The following is a 15,086-nucleotide window of genomic DNA, read 5'->3' as shown; positions in this document are numbered from 1 at the left end:
TCGATTACAACCCATGGGCAGATATATCGCCTAAAACGCCTACTTTGGGTGTTTCTGCAATCTCTGCTTTCACCGCATCCATGCAGATCATGTAGAAACAGTTGGCGAATTCGCCACGGAAAACCGGTAGCCAAAGCCGCGCACGGTTTGTACTAGCTCTTCCCGCCCATATTCCGCCAGAATTTTCCGTAACCGCCGTATATGTACGTCAACGGTTCGTTCTTCGATGTAGACGCTACGCCCCCAGACCTGATCCAGTAATTGGGTGCGATTGAAGACTTTATCGGGGTGGGTCATAAAAAACTGCATTAAACGGAATTCGGTCGGACTCACATCCAGTTGTTTATCGCCGATACTGAGCCGGTGCTGTTCGGTATCAAGAGCCAGATCGCCCGCAGTGATTTGCGCCAGATCATTTATTTTTCCGCTACGGCGTAAAACTGCGCGAATACGGGCCACCAGCTCTTTGGGTGAAAAGGGTTTGGTCATATAATCGTCTGCGCCGATTTCCAAGCCTTTAACCTTATCTTCTTCCTCGCCTCGCGCGGTCAGTAAAATAATAGGCAGCCCCCGATACATGGGATCTTTTTTTAAGCGTCTGGCCCATTCGACACCGCTGACTCCCGGCAACATCCAGTCCAACAAAATCAAGTCAGGCAAGGCATCATCCAGGACTTTTTGCGCGTCTTCCGCATCCGCTGCCGCAATCGACCTGAAGCCGGCCTGCTCAAGCACCATCATCAACATCTCCCTGATGGCATCTTCATCTTCAACAACGAGAATATTTAAACTAGACATATATCAAATAGCATAATAATAAACGAGGTATTTTAACAAACCACATGTTACCCTTTTATGACAAAAAGGATTTGCTTATTGTCATGACGAAGTTAAGACCTTCCCTGTAAAAAAGGTTCAAATGAATTCCAATACTCAACTATTACGGGTATCATTTGATCCCCTTATATCTACGTAATAATACTAACTTATTGATAACCGTAGCTTAATCCGCCAACCTCAGCCGCAGAGCTTCGACCTATCATGATTGCAATTTTACGCCGATATAGCTGCATAACGCTGTTGCTGATGTTCAATTCTTCTACTTTTGCTGACGCGCCGCCCTTGGAAGCCCTAGCGGACAACGCCAAGACGACCGCCCAAGTATCTAAAATCGATTCCGCGTCTCAAGAAACAACTATCCCAAAAAAGTGGCAATTATTGTTGAGTTTCCCGTTACTTGTCGGCTGGAATAAACAGGCCGATGACATTTATAAACCCAACTTCAGCACACACAGTAAATCTAACGCGACCAAATATGTGATTGGCATCCATCCCTTGCATAATCCCAAACGGCTGTTTGAAGTTTACGGCCCCATTGTCGATTTTCTTAACGTAAACATACCCGAAGCAGATTTTACCCTGGAAGCATCGCGCAATTATGAGGAGTTTGACAAAAAACTCTACAGCGGACACTTTGATTTTGCAATGCCCAATCCTTATCAAACCGTCAACGCCCTTAAACATGGCTATCGCGTATTTGGCAAGATGGCCGATGACGATGATTTTCGCGGCATTATTCTGGTACGTCGCGATAGCGGCATTAACGCCGTCGCCGACCTCAAGGGCAAAGCAGTATCCTATCCTGCCCCGACTGCGCTGGCTGCGACCATGATGCCCCAGTATTATCTGCATACCCACGGCATTGATATTAACCACGACATCGAAAACCGCTACGTCGGTTCCCAGGAATCATCGATCATCAACGTGTTGCGTGGACATGTCGCGGCGGCCGCAACTTGGCCGGTGCCATGGAAAACATTCAGCAAGGAAAATCCCCAACTAGCCAGCCAACTTGAGGTTAAATGGCAAACCGAGCCGCTACAGAACAACGGCTGGGTGGTGCGTACAGACCTGCCGACGCAGGTGGCAGACAAGTTTGCTACACTGCTGTTTAATCTCGACCAACATCAGCAAGGCCGGGAAATGTTAGCCCGGATTCCGGTTACTCGTTTTGAACCGGCTAATGATGCCAGTTACGAAGCTGCGCAGGCATTTATTGCGGCCTTTATAAAAACAGTGCGGCCTTTAGAATAAATGAATCATCATGAAGCAAAGCGAAACGGGCTTTTTTTAGCGGCTCCATTCGGCGTCAATTAGCATGGTCTTTTGGCAGTGTTGCACTGATCATAATGGTAGGACTTGCCGGCCTTTTATATGACCGACAACGCAATTTTCTTTATAGCGCCGCATTGCAGCAAAGTAAATCGCTCACTATGTCGCTGGCCAGCAGCAGCACATCATGGGTATTAGCCAATGATATTGCCGGACTAAAGGAAGTATTACAGGGCTTTGTCGGCTTGCCCGATATCGAACGGGCATATGTCCTATCGTTGAACGGCGAAGTACTGAGTTCCACACGGCCTGACGAAGCCGGGCTGTTCGTTACCGACGCGCAAAGTCAAAAGCTGTTAAGTTCCCCGCCAACAACTCAAGTGCTGCTTGCCAATACCCATCAAATTGATGTTGCAACACCGGTGATGGCCGGACTGCGCCATGTGGGATGGGCGCGGATGGAAATGACCATGAACGGGGTCAATGCCAATCTTCGTTCCGTTGTGGTCATGGGCATCAATTTTATCGTGTTTGCGGCGCTGACCGTATGGATTGCCGCAATATTATTAGCGAGAAAACTCACAAGACGATTGCATCACCTGATGCGGGTAGCCGCCGAGGTCGAGGGAGGAAACCTTGAGGTACGTGCGCATCTTTCCGGCGATGATGAGGTTGGCATACTGGCACAGGAATTTAATCAAATGCTGGATGCACTGTCCAATTCCGAACGGCAACGAGAGCGAATCAACCAGCTGTACGCGGCGTGGACCGAGAGCGCCGACATTATTGTGCGCGAATCGGACGAGATAAAGCTACTGAACCAGGTATGCCGGATTATAGCCAATCATGTCGCCTTTAAGCTGGTCTGGGTAGGCATGACCGATCCGGATGGCTGGGTGCGTAAAGTAGCCAGTAGTCATTCCGATTCTATCTACCTTCGCAATATCAAAGTTTCGGCGGAGGAAACATTACCTGAAGGGCGCGGACCGATGGGAATGACAATCCGGGAAGGTGTGCCGAAAATTTTCAACAACTTTCTTAATGAATCCAATACCCTGCCCTGGCAACCCGCAGCCGCTGCAGAAAACATTAACGCGGCCGCCGCATTCCCGTTGATGCGCGACGGCCGCTGTATTGGAGCTATTGCCGTCTACTCAGATGAACAGAACTACTTTACTCCCGACCTGATTGCCCTGATGCGCGGACTGACTGACGATCTTTCCTATGCGCTGGATAATTTCGACAGCGAAAAGCGGCGACTCAAAGCCGAGCACGAGCTGCGCATTGCCGCGGCAGCGTTTGAATCCCAGGAAGGCATACTGGTCACCGATGCCAACAATAATATCTTACGCGTCAACAAGTCGTTTACCGCACTAACCGGTTACAGTGCTAATGAAGTTATCGGTAAATCGACCGGCATACTCAAATCCGGTCGGCACGATAGTGAATTCTATACAGCCATGTGGGCAAGTATCAATCATAATAAATACTGGCAAGGCGAAATCTGGAATAAAAGAAAAAATGGTGAAATCTATCCTGAATGGCTGTGCATAACCGCTATTTCTAACCCTGAAGGCCTGATTACCAATTATGTCGGCACCTTCACCGACATCAGCCAACGCAAGGCTGATGAACAACGCATCAGAGACCTGGCTTACTACGATTCCCTGACTAAACTCCCTAACCGCACCTTACTGTTTGATCGGCTCGATCTGGCGCTCAACGCCAGCCATCGTAACAAGACTCACGGCGCGTTAATGTTCCTTGACCTTGATAATTTTAAAACGCTTAACGATACGCTCGGACATGACCGGGGCGATCAATTGCTGATTGAAGTAGGGCAACGCTTGCAAAACTGTGTCCGGGAAGTCGACACCGTAGCCCGCCTTGGCGGTGATGAGTTTGTGATCATGCTGGAGTTTCTCGATGAACAGGAGATTGAGGCGGCCATCCAGGCCCACGCAGTTGCCGAAAAAATTCGCAGTAATTTAGCTGAATTCTATCTACTGAAAAACAATCTCGATCGCGTCGGTTCCCTCGGCAACCGCTCCATGCGTTGCTCTACCTCCTGCATCCCTGCAGTCGTACCGACTGCGACACTTCTGACCTCCACGGATGGAGGAAATGCCGAAGACTGCCGGGAGCAGTCGCGGCCGCCATCCCTGGCAGTCGATCGCGTCGGTTCCCTACCGACTGCGACACTTCCGCCATCCCTGGCAGTCGACAATAAGCACCAGCCTGTTGTCGTACACTATTCCACGGGCAGTATCGGTTTTGTGCTGTTCTTTGCCCACGAAGTCAGCAGCGAAGAACTGCTTAAACGTGCCGACCTAGCCATGTATCAGGCCAAACAAGCGGGGCGGAATGTGATACGTGCTTTTGCCCCTGAAATGCAAGAGGCTTTAAATTTACGGGCAGCTTTGGAAACCGATTTACGCAATGCGCTGGACCGCAACGAATTGAGCTTACATTATCAGGTACAGGTCGACGCATCTGGACAGCCGGTTGGTGCGGAAGCCTTGCTACGCTGGAATCAGGCCGAGCGCGGCATGATTTCTCCTGCCGAATTCATTCCGCTTGCCGAAGAAACCGGCCTGATTCTGCCTATCGGTCAGTGGATATTGAGACAAGGCTGCAAAACCTTAGTTGACTGGACTCACTACCCGGAAACCTGCGAACTGAAGTTGGCAGTCAATATCAGCGGTCGACAACTCAATCAGCCTGATTTTGTAGAGCAAGTGCGTACAATACTACTAGAAAGCGGCGCTAACCCTGCCCTGCTCAAATTGGAAATTACCGAGTCCGTCATTCTGGATAATGTCGAAGACACCATTGCTAAAATGCATGCTGTCAGGGACCTGGGAGTCAGTTTTTCGATGGATGATTTCGGTACCGGTTACTCCTCGCTGTCTTATCTGCAAAAATTACCCTTGGCGCAGCTGAAAATAGACCAATCATTCGTCAAGAATATGACCGTTAACAACCATGATTCAGCTATCATCCGAACCATTCTGGCACTGGGAAAAAATCTTGACCTTAATATTATTGCCGAAGGCGTAGAAACGGAGATTCAACGCGAACATCTGACAAATTACGGATGCCTGGCATTTCAAGGGTATCTGTTTGGCAGACCGGTTCCTGCGGAACAATTCAAGCAGAGTCTGTTGGCTGGACAGACGGAATCACCGTTATCGTAGTGCGTAGCCGAATTGGAACGGCAGGGTGTTGATTTCAGGGAATGTCATTTGTTTTTACCATGAAAGGCTTGAAGAATTTACCGTATTAACTTCCTGCGTTTTCTATAGAGATGATTTTATCAAACAACACTTTTTAGTCCTTGCTTTAATAGCTTTACAGTAAAATTGCTTAGAAATCCTTATTCGACAAATCGCCAAATTCTCTTTCCTTCATTATCTTCATGTCCTTCATGGTAATAAAAACAAGCTATAAACTGGATAAAGGATCAATGAGACATGGTTACGCATCAGCATCACTAGGTATTTTAACCTATTGAAATATCACCAAATACACCTAGAATGGCAGCTGTTATTCTTCCATCAATAACAATCTTTTTATTTTTTCAGAACGTTGATTGTACATACAATTAACCCTTAACCCCCATCAATCTAACCAAGGTGATCCCGATGAAACATCTCTATAAATCAACTGCTGTGCTATTACTGTTGCTGCCCATAAGCATGATGAGTTCCGCCGCAGATCCGAAAAAAGCCGATATGCCAATGAAAGAAATGGGCATGCATCAAGGAATGGAAATGGGCATGATGAGCGGCATGACCGAAGAACAAAAAAATGAAAATATGCGCTCCATGCAGGAACACATGTTGATGATGCATGACCTCTCAAATCAGATTTTGTCAGAAAAAGACGCCACCAAAAAAGAAGCGTTAAAAAATCAGCAATTGGAGCTCATGAAAGCGCACCACGCTCAAATGATGGAGCACCGCCAACAAAAGATGGAACAGCATCAACAAAAGAAACAAGAACTTAAAAAATAACCGGAGTGGATAACACTTAAGTTATCACTTTCAAGGCAGGAAAAACCTGAGCTGTCCAGCCGCTTATTCCCCGACTTTCTGCCGGGGAATCAGTGCAAAAGTCACCTCGCCGTTACCGTCAAAAAACGAAGGAGTCGATTATGGGCATGTTACAGGAATTCAACGAATTCGCCATCAAGGGTAATGCTATAGACATGGCCGTGGGCATCATTGTCGGCGCCGCGTTCGGCAAAATTATTTCATCCCTGGTTGCCGATGTGTTTATGCCCCCGATTGGCGTATTAATCGGCGGCGTAGACTTTACCAAGCTGGCATATACCCTAAAAGAAGGCGCTGAAAACGCGCCTGCCGTGACTCTTAATTACGGCAATTTTATTCAAAGCATGGTTGATTTTACGATTATTGCCTTCGTTATTTTCATGGCCATAAAGTTCCTCAACAGCCTCAAGAAAAAAGAAGTTGCGGCTCCCACAGTAGTTCCAGAACCTTCCAAGGAAGAGCTATTATTGACCGAAATTCGAGATTTACTCAAAGACAGAAAATTATAGTTACCTCTGCCGGATGGGGCATGTTGCCCCATCCGAAATGAAATTACAGCGTCTTCAAATTCAGTTGATGTCTAAATATAAGCGCGCTGGGAGTGCAAGCTTTGCTTGCCAGAGCAGGCGAAGTCTGCACACCAGCGACAATATTATGTTGATGGCTAACCAACATTGAAACCGCTGCAAATAACTCATGCCTTTTACACAATGGTCGACCGGCCGGTCGACCCTACAATTTATCTTAAACTTCCATATTGTGTGCAATGCCGTGCAAGGTGCAGACCAGCAATACACCCATAGCAATCAAGCTGATCTGTTGCAACGATGTCTTCATATCGGTCTTTTTATGCAATGACGGGATCAAGTCGGCTACCGCGATATAAATAAAGCTTGAGGCCGCCAACGCCAGAAAATACGGCAAACTATCGTGCAAATCTTCCAACCCGAAATACGCCAACACGCCTCCCAAAACCGTGGTTAAACTGGCGAGCATATTGTAAAAAAGTGCTTTCTTTTTGGAATAACCGCTGTGCAGTAAAATCGCAAAATCACCCACTTCCTGCGGAATTTCGTGCGCGGCAACGGCCAGACTGGTGACTATGCCCAATTGCACGTCGGTCAAAAACGCTGCCGCGATTAAAACCCCATCGACAAAATTATGGATACCGTCACCCAAAATAATCAACGCGCCGGCTGACTTAGCCGTGCCATGACTGTGACCATGCCCGTGATCGTGATCGTGATCGTCTTCATCGCCATGTGCCTCACAACTGCCGGAATGGCAATGCCGCCAAATCAGTAATTTTTCCAACACAAAAAAACCGAGTATGCCCGCTAAAATTGTCCCGGATAAGGCTTGAAACTGCTCAGGTTTAACTTGCTCAAATGCCTCGGGAATTAACCCCCAAAAAGCGACCGCCAATAAGGCGCCAATCGCAAAGCTGATTCCGTGCGGCAACACCGCATTCCTGAGATGATCAGGCAACAACAAGAAAACTGCAGCTGCCATAACGCTTAATACGCCGCCAACCGCTGTAAAGATGATAATTAATAGCAATAAATCCACTAGCTTATGCTCTCCAAATTAGCGTAGCCATACGCCCTGTTTCTTTATCCCTACGATAGGAATAAAAACGCTCCTGTTCGGTGACCGTACAAAAACCGCCGCCGTAAACTTTATCTATACCCAACAGACCCAGATCGATTCGGGCCAGTTGATAAATATCTGCCAGCCACTTGCCGTTGCTTTGCGGTTTAAAAGCCGGAATGAATACTGCCGATTTTGCCAAAAAAGCATCCCTGACTTCAGCGCCAACTTCAAAACAGTCCGGGCCGATTGCAGGGCCCAGCCAAACCAGTAAATCGCTCTGTTGCATTGCACTGACAGTATTGCTAATCACTCCTGTCAGCAAGCCGCGCCACCCTGCATGAATGGCGGCCACTTGGCTTCCGTCAGTCGAACAAACCAACAACGGCAAACAGTCCGCCGTCATCACCGCACAGACAATTCCGGACTCGGAGGTATAACTGGCATCGGCTTGTTGCAAGGGTTCGGATGTTACCGCCTGCACTGCCCGATGACTGTGGATTTGATCCAGCCAAACCGGATCGCCAGGCAATCCCAACAAGCCCTTAATAATCTGCCGGTTTTGCGTGACAAGATCAGCATCATCGCCCACATGCATGGCCGGATTAAGGCTACCGTATACGCCGCCACTCACCCCGCCGACACGCAAGGTAGTCGCCGCGTGAATATTTGCCGGCGCAGGCCAATCAGGGGTCAGCCAGTGCTTAATCCCGCTCATTTTTCGCCAAGGCGTCCAGCAGTCGGGTCATATCCTCGGGCAACGGTTGCTCCCACTCGACATATTCATCGGTAACGGGATGCTGTAAACCCAATTTTGCCGCATGCAAGGCCTGCCGCTTGAAGCTGCGCAATTCTTTTTCCAGCTGTTCACTGCAATCCGGCGGCATTTGAAAGCGCCCGCCGTAAACCTGATCACCCAGCAACGGAAAACGGATATACGCCATATGAACCCGGATCTGATGGGTACGACCGGTTTCCAGCTTAACCTGAACCAGCGTATGGCGAGTAAAACGCTGACCGACCCGGTAATGGGTCACGGCATGCTTGCCATTCTCCCTGACCGTATAGCGTTTGCGATCGGCAGGATCCCTGCCGATCGGCTCATCCACCGTACCTCCGGCGGTCATACGGCCTCGGGTAATCGCCTGATATTCTCGCGTAATTGTCCTGTCCTGTAGCTGCTGCGTCAGACTGTTATGGGCTTGCAAGGTTTTTGCAATCATCAACAGCCCGGTGGTGTCCTTATCAATCCTGTGCACGATACCGCCCCTGGGCAAGGTTTCCAGATGCGCATCATGATTCAGCAGGGCATTTAACAGCGTACCGTTCCAGTTTCCCACCGCAGGATGTACCACCAAGCCTGCCGGTTTATTGACAATGAGCAGACTGTCATCTTCAAAAACAATTTCCAATGGAATTGGTTCCGGTGCAGCGGTTATCACTATTTCCGCCTCGGCATCCAGTTCTATCGTTTCTCCTCCAACCAGTTTGTCTTTTGCCTTGAGTGTCAGTCCATTGACCTGCACCCGACCGGCTTTAACCCAAGTTTGCAGTTTGCTGCGTGAATAATCGGCAAATAGTTCCGCCAGCACCTGATCTAAGCGCATACCAGCCATTTCAAATGGCACTTCTTCCGTCAATCTTGTCATAACAAGTTCTTCTGATTAACCCATTGTTAAGTTATACTCGCGGGACACTTCCAGCCATTTTCAAGTATCGCAGTTATTTCCAGCGAGAAAACCCACAATATTACAACGTGTCGTTAACACTATGCGATTAATTTTAATTAAATTTTTATTTATCTGTTGTTTAGGCCTGTCTCTTCAAGGTTGTGAGACGCTTAAAAGCCTCGGCCTCGGCAGCAGTGATTCCGAAACCGAAGACGAATACGCCGGCTGGAATGCCGAAAAATTCCGCGACCAGGCCAAGACGGCGCTGGATAGCGGCAATTATGACAAAGCCATCAAGCTCTACGAAGCGCTTGAAACGCGCTATCCATTCGGCGATGAATCCGCTCAAACCCAGCTGGATATTGCTTACGCTTATTATAAAAATAGTGATCCTGAGGCCGCAATCGCCGCCGCAGACCGTTTTATCAAAATCAACCCACGCAGCTCCAGCGTCGATTATGCTTACTATTTAAAAGGCCTGGCTAATTACAATCGCGGCATTGGCTTTATCGATCGCTTCCTGCCCACCGATACTTCGCAACGCGACCCTGGGACAGCGCGTGATGCTTATGACAATTTTTCCGAACTGCAGCGCAGATTCCCAAACAGCAAATATGTAGCCGATGCCCAGCTACGCATGATTGCGCTTAAAAACAATCTGGCGATGTATGAAGTCCACGTCGCCCGTTTTTACATGAAGCGCAAGGCGTATATTGCCGCCATCAACAGGGCGTCTACCGTCGTTGACAAATACCAGCGCACGCCGGCAGTCCCTTATGCCTTGCAAATCATGCAGGAGGCGTACACTAAACTTGAACTGCCGGATCTTGCCAAAGATACTGCCCGGGTCTATGAGCTAAACTATCCGAATGGCCCGCCGGTGCCTGAACATAAAGACGCAACATTTTCGCATAAGGTTTGGGATTTTATCGGCTTGGAAAAGTAGTAGAGCTGTCCACGAAAATCACGAAAAGGCTTTACCCTAACCCTCAAAAAAATCCAGCTCTCCTGAGCGTGGACGAAGGGGCTCAGCGAACTGGATTAGAAATGCTTAACTACTGTTCCCATTAAAACAGAAAGTGCTTTCCGAATCGCGCAACCTACGCTACCCCAATTTTTCAATCTTTTTTTCGTGCCTTTCGTGTTTTTCGTGGACAAAGAGCAACGCAAGCTCAATACAAATCCACCGGGTCGACATCCAGCGACCAGCGTACTTTGTTTGCCTGCTTAAGTTTTTCAATTTTCGGCATCAGCACATTGAGCAACGCATGTAACTCCGGTCGCTTGCTGCTCTGAAACAGCAACTGATAGCGATAAAGCCCCGCACGCCTGGCCATCGGAGCCGCAACCGGCCCCAAAATATGGGTATGTCCCTTGCTGTGCTCCTGCGCCAACTTTACAACCGCATTCAGAAACAGCTTCGGCATCTCGGCATCTGCGGCCTGCACTCTTAATAAGGCCTGATAACTGAACGGCGGCAATGACGCATCCTTGCGCTCCGCCAACGCGGTTCTGGCAAAACAGCTGTAACCCTGAGAGATCAGCGTTGTTAATAGAGGATGCTCCGGCTGCCGGGTTTGCATGATGACTCTTCCGGGTTTTTCCGCACGACCGGCACGACCTGAGACCTGGACGATCATTTGCGCCAGTTTCTCGGGCGCATGAAAATCAATGCTAAATAGACCGCTGTCCACATCCAGTATCGCCACCAAGGTCACATTGGGAAAATGATGGCCCTTCGCCAGCATTTGCGTACCCAGAATAATATCTACTTCACCCTGATTGATTCGCTGCAAATAATTTTCCAATGCGCCTTTGCGCTGAGTGGAATCGCGATCCAGGCGAACAATCGTTTTATCGGCAAATAATTCCGCCAGCACTTTTTCCACGCGCTCGGTACCCAATCCCAACGGCGTCAACTCCCCTGTCTTACAGGCAGGACACTCCCTGATCAACCGCTGCTCCTGTCCGCAATGATGACAACGCAACGTCCCTTCATCCTGATGAATCACCAGATTGGCGTCGCAGCGCCGACAACGTGCAACCCAGCCACAACCATGACAGATCAAGGTGGGCGCAAAACCTCGCCGGTTTAGAAATAACAGGACCTGTTCGTTCTTTGCCAGGGTTTTACGCATCTCGGCAACCAGCGCTTCGGATAGACCTTCCTGCATCCTCTTGTTTCTGATGTCCAATAGCTGCAACACCGGCGCTGTGGCATTCCCTGCCCTTTCCGGCAGATGCAGCAAGCGGTAACGTTTATTATCGACATTATGCAGACTTTCCAACGCAGGCGTTGCCGAACCCAGCAATACCGGAATATTTAACAGCTTGCCGCGCACCACCGCCACATCGCGGGCCGAAAAACGAAAACCTTCCTGTTGCTTGAACGAGGCATCATGCTCTTCATCGAGAATAATCAGGCCGGGATTTTTTAGCGGCGTAAACAGCGCAGACCGGGTGCCCAACAAAATCGAACATTCACCCCGCTGCATGTTAAGCCAAGCGACAGCCCGCTGCCGGTCGGTCAATTTGGAATGGGAAATGGCAATGCTGACGGTAAAGCGCTGCCGGAACCGGTCTTCAAGCTGGGGCGTCAGGGTGATTTCCGGCAACAACACCAAAACCTGCTGCCCCCGTTCCAACACGGTACGGATAATCTGCATATACACTTCGGTTTTGCCGCTGCCGGTCACTCCCTCCAGTAAGAAAACGCCAAACTGTCCCAGACTGCCGCAGACCACATCTATCGCCGCTTGCTGCTGCGGATTACAGTGCAGAGCACCATTCCTGATGATCGGCTCCCGGCTATCAATCCCGAACTCTGCTGCGGCAAGCTGTAGTAACTGCTTGCCCATCAGCTGCTTTACAGCGCTGCGCCAGTTTTGATTCCATGCGGAAAGCTCCGCTTCGGACAAGCTGTGGGGGTGGGCTTGAAACTTTTCCAGTACGCTTTTTTGTTTGGGCGATCGCTTCAACTGCTCGCCAGCAAGCGCCTTACCAAGCTCGGTCAAGGCATAGCGTTTTTCTGTTTGAATAACCGCCGATTTGCCTTGGCGTAGCGCCACAGGAAATGCAGCGCTGAAAACTTCGCCCAACGGATGATGGTAATAACGACTGGCCCAATGCAGCAAAGCCAAGTCTTTTGTTGATAACAGTGGCTTTTCGTCCAGAATTCGTTCGACGCGTTTTAATTTACCGATGGCTATATCGCTATGCTGAGCGCACTCGACCAGAAAGGCGATTTTTTTAGCGTTGCCAAAAGGCACTTCCAGACGAATACCCGGTTTGATAGCCGTCATCTCGATATTATCTGGTGCCAGATAATCGAATAATCGATAAACAGGCAATGCAATAGCAACCCTGAAAATCAACTCGCTCCCACTTTGCAACTTAGCCATTATATTTGAATTATTTTTGATATTTTAAGACTAAGTGATTATACGTATTCAACAATTTGAGTTAGCCACAGAAGCTGTGGATAACTTTGTGGACAAGTGGTTTTTAACAACGCTTACTGGCGGTTTTTATTACACTTTTGTTACATTGAGTTATTTTTACACATTAATTAATTTTCCTTTACTTTCAACTGCTTATTATTTTTATATAAAAAATATCAACAGCTCTATCGACTCTATTTTAACTTGACTTACCGTAAATCCACATTGTGGATTAGCCGCGCCAAGTTGGGCGGCTTCTTTTCGCAATCCAACACCTTGGCACACCAAGCTACTGAGACTGTGAAAGAATGAATAAATACGGCATAAAAAGTAATATTAACCATGAAGCTCATGAAGAACATGAAGAAAAGGCTAAATCAATCAATGCATTAAATCTTCATGCTCTTCATGTACTTCATGGTTATTTCTTCTATATTCGAATACTTTCACAGTCTCTACTGCTCAGAGACTGTGAAAGTATTATCCATCTCGAGCTGAAAAAATTATTTACCACAGAGAACACGAAAGACACGGAGAAAATAGCAGCATTAATTCAATGCATTAAAAACTTCGTGCTCTTCGTGGTTATTTCTTAGATCTAGGCTGAAAACGAATTTTTCGCCACCTCTGAGTAGTTTAAATTTTATTGCGGTTTGATAAACTTAATCGTCATCCTATCGCTTTCGCCGATAGCCAAATATTTTTTTCTATCCTTATCCTTGAGCCTTAAAGCAGGGGGCAAAGTCCAGACGCCTTCCGAATAGTCCTTGGTGTCCTTACTATTGGCATTGATTTCGGATTTATCCAGAAACTCAAAGCCCGCATTTCTTGCCAGCGCAATCACATAGTCCTCGGTGACGTAGCCGGATTCGGCCTTGGTATCCTGCTGTTTTAACGTTGAATTTCTATGCTCCACGACGCCTAAAATCCCACCGGGCTTTAATGCCTTGTACATCGCATTAAATACCGCTGCGGCCTGATCGTTTTTCATCCAGTTATGCACATTACGAAACGTTAAAACCCTGTCGGCCGAGCCATCGGGAGCTATCTGCAAAAACTTAGGCGGCTGTAATACGCTTAACTCAACTTTGCCATAAACTTTCGGCTGCTTTTTTACCTTATTAACAAATTCATGCAGGTTCTTTTTAAAATAAGGTTCGTCGGCATCGGCTGAAAAATGCGCTGCATACAGTTTGCCGTGATTTTTTAGATAAGGCGCAAGAATTTCCGTGTACCAACCTTCGCCGGGCCAGACTTCGACGACTGTCATATTGTCCTTCACATCGAAAAATTCCAAGGTTTGCTGCGGATGGCGATATTTATCTCGCTGTTTATGAGCTACAGAGCGTTTCCCGTTAATCACCTGATGCAATGAGCCCGATTTTTCTACCGCCTGCGCCGATGAAAAACTGCTTGCCAGCAACAACGCCAATAAAATATTCTTCATGCTATTTATTCCAATGAGTAATTTTTGTAAGCGAGATAATTCGCGCCGATAGCAACGCTCCCGATGTTAGTTTCTTCATTTACCTGTTTGACCTATTCATAGCAAAAACTCATACCTTATAAACACTCTATTATCCCGCCTGTTTGTCATTCCAAATTTGCAGCAGGCTTAAGCTTGCCAGCATTAAAAAGGCCAGTAACGTCCAGGCAGGCATACTGAAACCCAACAGCGTCCAATCCACTTTGGCACAATCCCCGGTACCACTGAGCATTAACTTGACCGTTTCAAACAACGGGAAATTTTGCAGCACGTATTCCAGGCCGGGGCCGCATTCCGGCACCTTATCGGGCGGCAAATGCTGTATCCAGACATGCCGGATTGAAATCGCCGCACCGCACAAAGCCGTTACCGCGCCTGAAATAGCATAAGCGGTCACTCCGGTCCGCCCCGGATTATGAATGGCGGCGCTTAAAAAAACCAGACCGGTCAGCAAAATGGCGATGCGCTGGGAAATGCACAACGGACAAGGATCCAGACCGCCGACAAACTGGAAATAAGCGCCCATCGACAGCAGAAAAACACAACCGACGAAACCTAAAAAGAACCAAATTTTCGAATTAAATCTTAACAATTCCAACATAACCAACTGCCTTTTAAAAAAGTTTATTGTAACTATTCCACGCGCTGCGTCACTACCATTAAGCTAAGGATTTGGTTTATTGTGGGCGCGAATAGGCAACCCTAACTATAAAGTTTGGGCTGTCTATTCGCC

12 protein-coding genes are annotated in these 15,086 nt (G+C 48.0%); 5 read left to right on the top strand and 7 right to left on the bottom strand.

Translation table 11 applies throughout. The features are described from left to right. Window positions 1-87: 87 nt before the first annotated feature. Complete coding sequence (phoB, locus tag RW114_RS05060) at window positions 88-798, bottom strand: phosphate regulon transcriptional regulator PhoB (protein ID WP_340121631.1); 711 nt, start codon at window positions 796-798, stop codon at window positions 88-90. 243 nt (window positions 799-1,041) lie between these two features. Here phoB and RW114_RS05055 point away from each other — a divergent pair, with 243 nt between their 5' ends. The 4 genes from RW114_RS05055 to mscL all read left to right on the top strand — a co-directional run bounded on the left by RW114_RS05055 (window position 1,042) and on the right by mscL (window position 6,676). Further along, window positions 1,042-2,094 carry a phosphate/phosphite/phosphonate ABC transporter substrate-binding protein gene (locus tag RW114_RS05055; RefSeq protein WP_340121630.1) on the top strand — a complete coding sequence of 351 codons (1,053 nt, stop codon included), beginning with the start codon at window positions 1,042-1,044 and terminating at the stop codon, window positions 2,092-2,094. 95 nt (window positions 2,095-2,189) lie between these two features. Further along, entirely contained in the window at window positions 2,190-5,309 is a 3,120-nt protein-coding gene (locus tag RW114_RS05050; RefSeq protein ID WP_340121629.1) for a bifunctional diguanylate cyclase/phosphodiesterase, read from the top strand. Window positions 5,310-5,756: 447 nt separating this feature from the next. After that, window positions 5,757-6,128, top strand: a complete 372-nt coding sequence (locus RW114_RS05045; RefSeq protein ID WP_340121628.1) for a hypothetical protein — start codon at window positions 5,757-5,759, stop codon at window positions 6,126-6,128. 140 nt (window positions 6,129-6,268) lie between these two features. Beyond that, entirely contained in the window at window positions 6,269-6,676 is a 408-nt protein-coding gene (gene mscL, locus RW114_RS05040; RefSeq protein ID WP_340121627.1) for a large-conductance mechanosensitive channel protein MscL, read from the top strand. A 235-nt stretch (window positions 6,677-6,911) separates the two neighbouring features. Here mscL and RW114_RS05035 read toward each other — a convergent pair whose 3' ends face one another. From RW114_RS05035 to rluD, 3 genes are read right to left on the bottom strand one after another with little or no spacing between them, the layout of a single operon-like run. Continuing rightward, the gene (locus tag RW114_RS05035) at window positions 6,912-7,736 is read right to left on the bottom strand and encodes a ZIP family metal transporter (RefSeq protein ID WP_340121626.1); all 825 of its coding nucleotides are present in this window, start codon (window positions 7,734-7,736) and stop codon (window positions 6,912-6,914) included. A gap of 4 nt (window positions 7,737-7,740) precedes the next feature. Then, window positions 7,741-8,475 carry a peptidoglycan editing factor PgeF gene (pgeF, locus tag RW114_RS05030; RefSeq protein WP_340121625.1) on the bottom strand — a complete coding sequence of 245 codons (735 nt, stop codon included), beginning with the start codon at window positions 8,473-8,475 and terminating at the stop codon, window positions 7,741-7,743. Then, a complete protein-coding gene (gene rluD, locus RW114_RS05025; protein ID WP_340121624.1) occupies window positions 8,462-9,406 on the bottom strand; it encodes a 23S rRNA pseudouridine(1911/1915/1917) synthase RluD in 945 nt (314 codons plus the stop codon). Before rluD ends, pgeF begins: the two co-directional genes overlap by 14 nt. A gap of 121 nt (window positions 9,407-9,527) precedes the next feature. Here rluD and RW114_RS05020 point away from each other — a divergent pair, with 121 nt between their 5' ends. Continuing rightward, window positions 9,528-10,373 carry an outer membrane protein assembly factor BamD gene (locus tag RW114_RS05020; protein ID WP_340121623.1) on the top strand — a complete coding sequence of 282 codons (846 nt, stop codon included), beginning with the start codon at window positions 9,528-9,530 and terminating at the stop codon, window positions 10,371-10,373. A gap of 226 nt (window positions 10,374-10,599) precedes the next feature. On the opposite strand, the gene RW114_RS05015 is transcribed toward RW114_RS05020, so the two are convergent. The 3 genes from RW114_RS05015 to RW114_RS05005 form a co-directional block, all read right to left on the bottom strand. Further along, entirely contained in the window at window positions 10,600-12,828 is a 2,229-nt protein-coding gene (locus RW114_RS05015; RefSeq protein ID WP_340121622.1) for a primosomal protein N', read from the bottom strand. A gap of 682 nt (window positions 12,829-13,510) precedes the next feature. After that, complete coding sequence (locus RW114_RS05010) at window positions 13,511-14,314, bottom strand: class I SAM-dependent methyltransferase (RefSeq protein WP_340121621.1); 804 nt, start codon at window positions 14,312-14,314, stop codon at window positions 13,511-13,513. Between the two features lie 130 nt (window positions 14,315-14,444). Continuing rightward, entirely contained in the window at window positions 14,445-14,954 is a 510-nt protein-coding gene (locus RW114_RS05005; RefSeq protein ID WP_422614787.1) for a disulfide bond formation protein B, read from the bottom strand. Between the last annotated feature and the right edge of the window lie 132 nt (window positions 14,955-15,086).

This window comes from Methylobacter svalbardensis, assembly GCF_037671525.1.
Taxonomy (GTDB): domain Bacteria; phylum Pseudomonadota; class Gammaproteobacteria; order Methylococcales; family Methylomonadaceae; genus Methylobacter_A; species Methylobacter_A svalbardensis.
This window is presented reverse-complemented; position numbering and strand designations above follow the sequence as displayed.

Coding starts and splice junctions, on each gene's coding strand:
- phoB (WP_340121631.1), bottom strand. CDS start 798: ATGTCTAGTTTAAATATTCTCGTTGTTGAAGATGAAGATGCCATCAGG.
- RW114_RS05055 (WP_340121630.1), top strand. CDS start 1,042: ATGATTGCAATTTTACGCCGATATAGCTGCATAACGCTGTTGCTGATG.
- RW114_RS05050 (WP_340121629.1), top strand. CDS start 2,190: ATGGTAGGACTTGCCGGCCTTTTATATGACCGACAACGCAATTTTCTT.
- RW114_RS05045 (WP_340121628.1), top strand. CDS start 5,757: ATGAAACATCTCTATAAATCAACTGCTGTGCTATTACTGTTGCTGCCC.
- mscL (WP_340121627.1), top strand. CDS start 6,269: ATGGGCATGTTACAGGAATTCAACGAATTCGCCATCAAGGGTAATGCT.
- pgeF (WP_340121625.1), bottom strand. CDS start 8,475: ATGAGCGGGATTAAGCACTGGCTGACCCCTGATTGGCCTGCGCCGGCA.
- rluD (WP_340121624.1), bottom strand. CDS start 9,406: ATGACAAGATTGACGGAAGAAGTGCCATTTGAAATGGCTGGTATGCGC.
- RW114_RS05020 (WP_340121623.1), top strand. CDS start 9,528: ATGCGATTAATTTTAATTAAATTTTTATTTATCTGTTGTTTAGGCCTG.
- RW114_RS05015 (WP_340121622.1), bottom strand. CDS start 12,828: ATGGCTAAGTTGCAAAGTGGGAGCGAGTTGATTTTCAGGGTTGCTATT.
- RW114_RS05010 (WP_340121621.1), bottom strand. CDS start 14,314: ATGAAGAATATTTTATTGGCGTTGTTGCTGGCAAGCAGTTTTTCATCG.
- RW114_RS05005 (WP_422614787.1), bottom strand. CDS start 14,954: ATGTTGGAATTGTTAAGATTTAATTCGAAAATTTGGTTCTTTTTAGGT.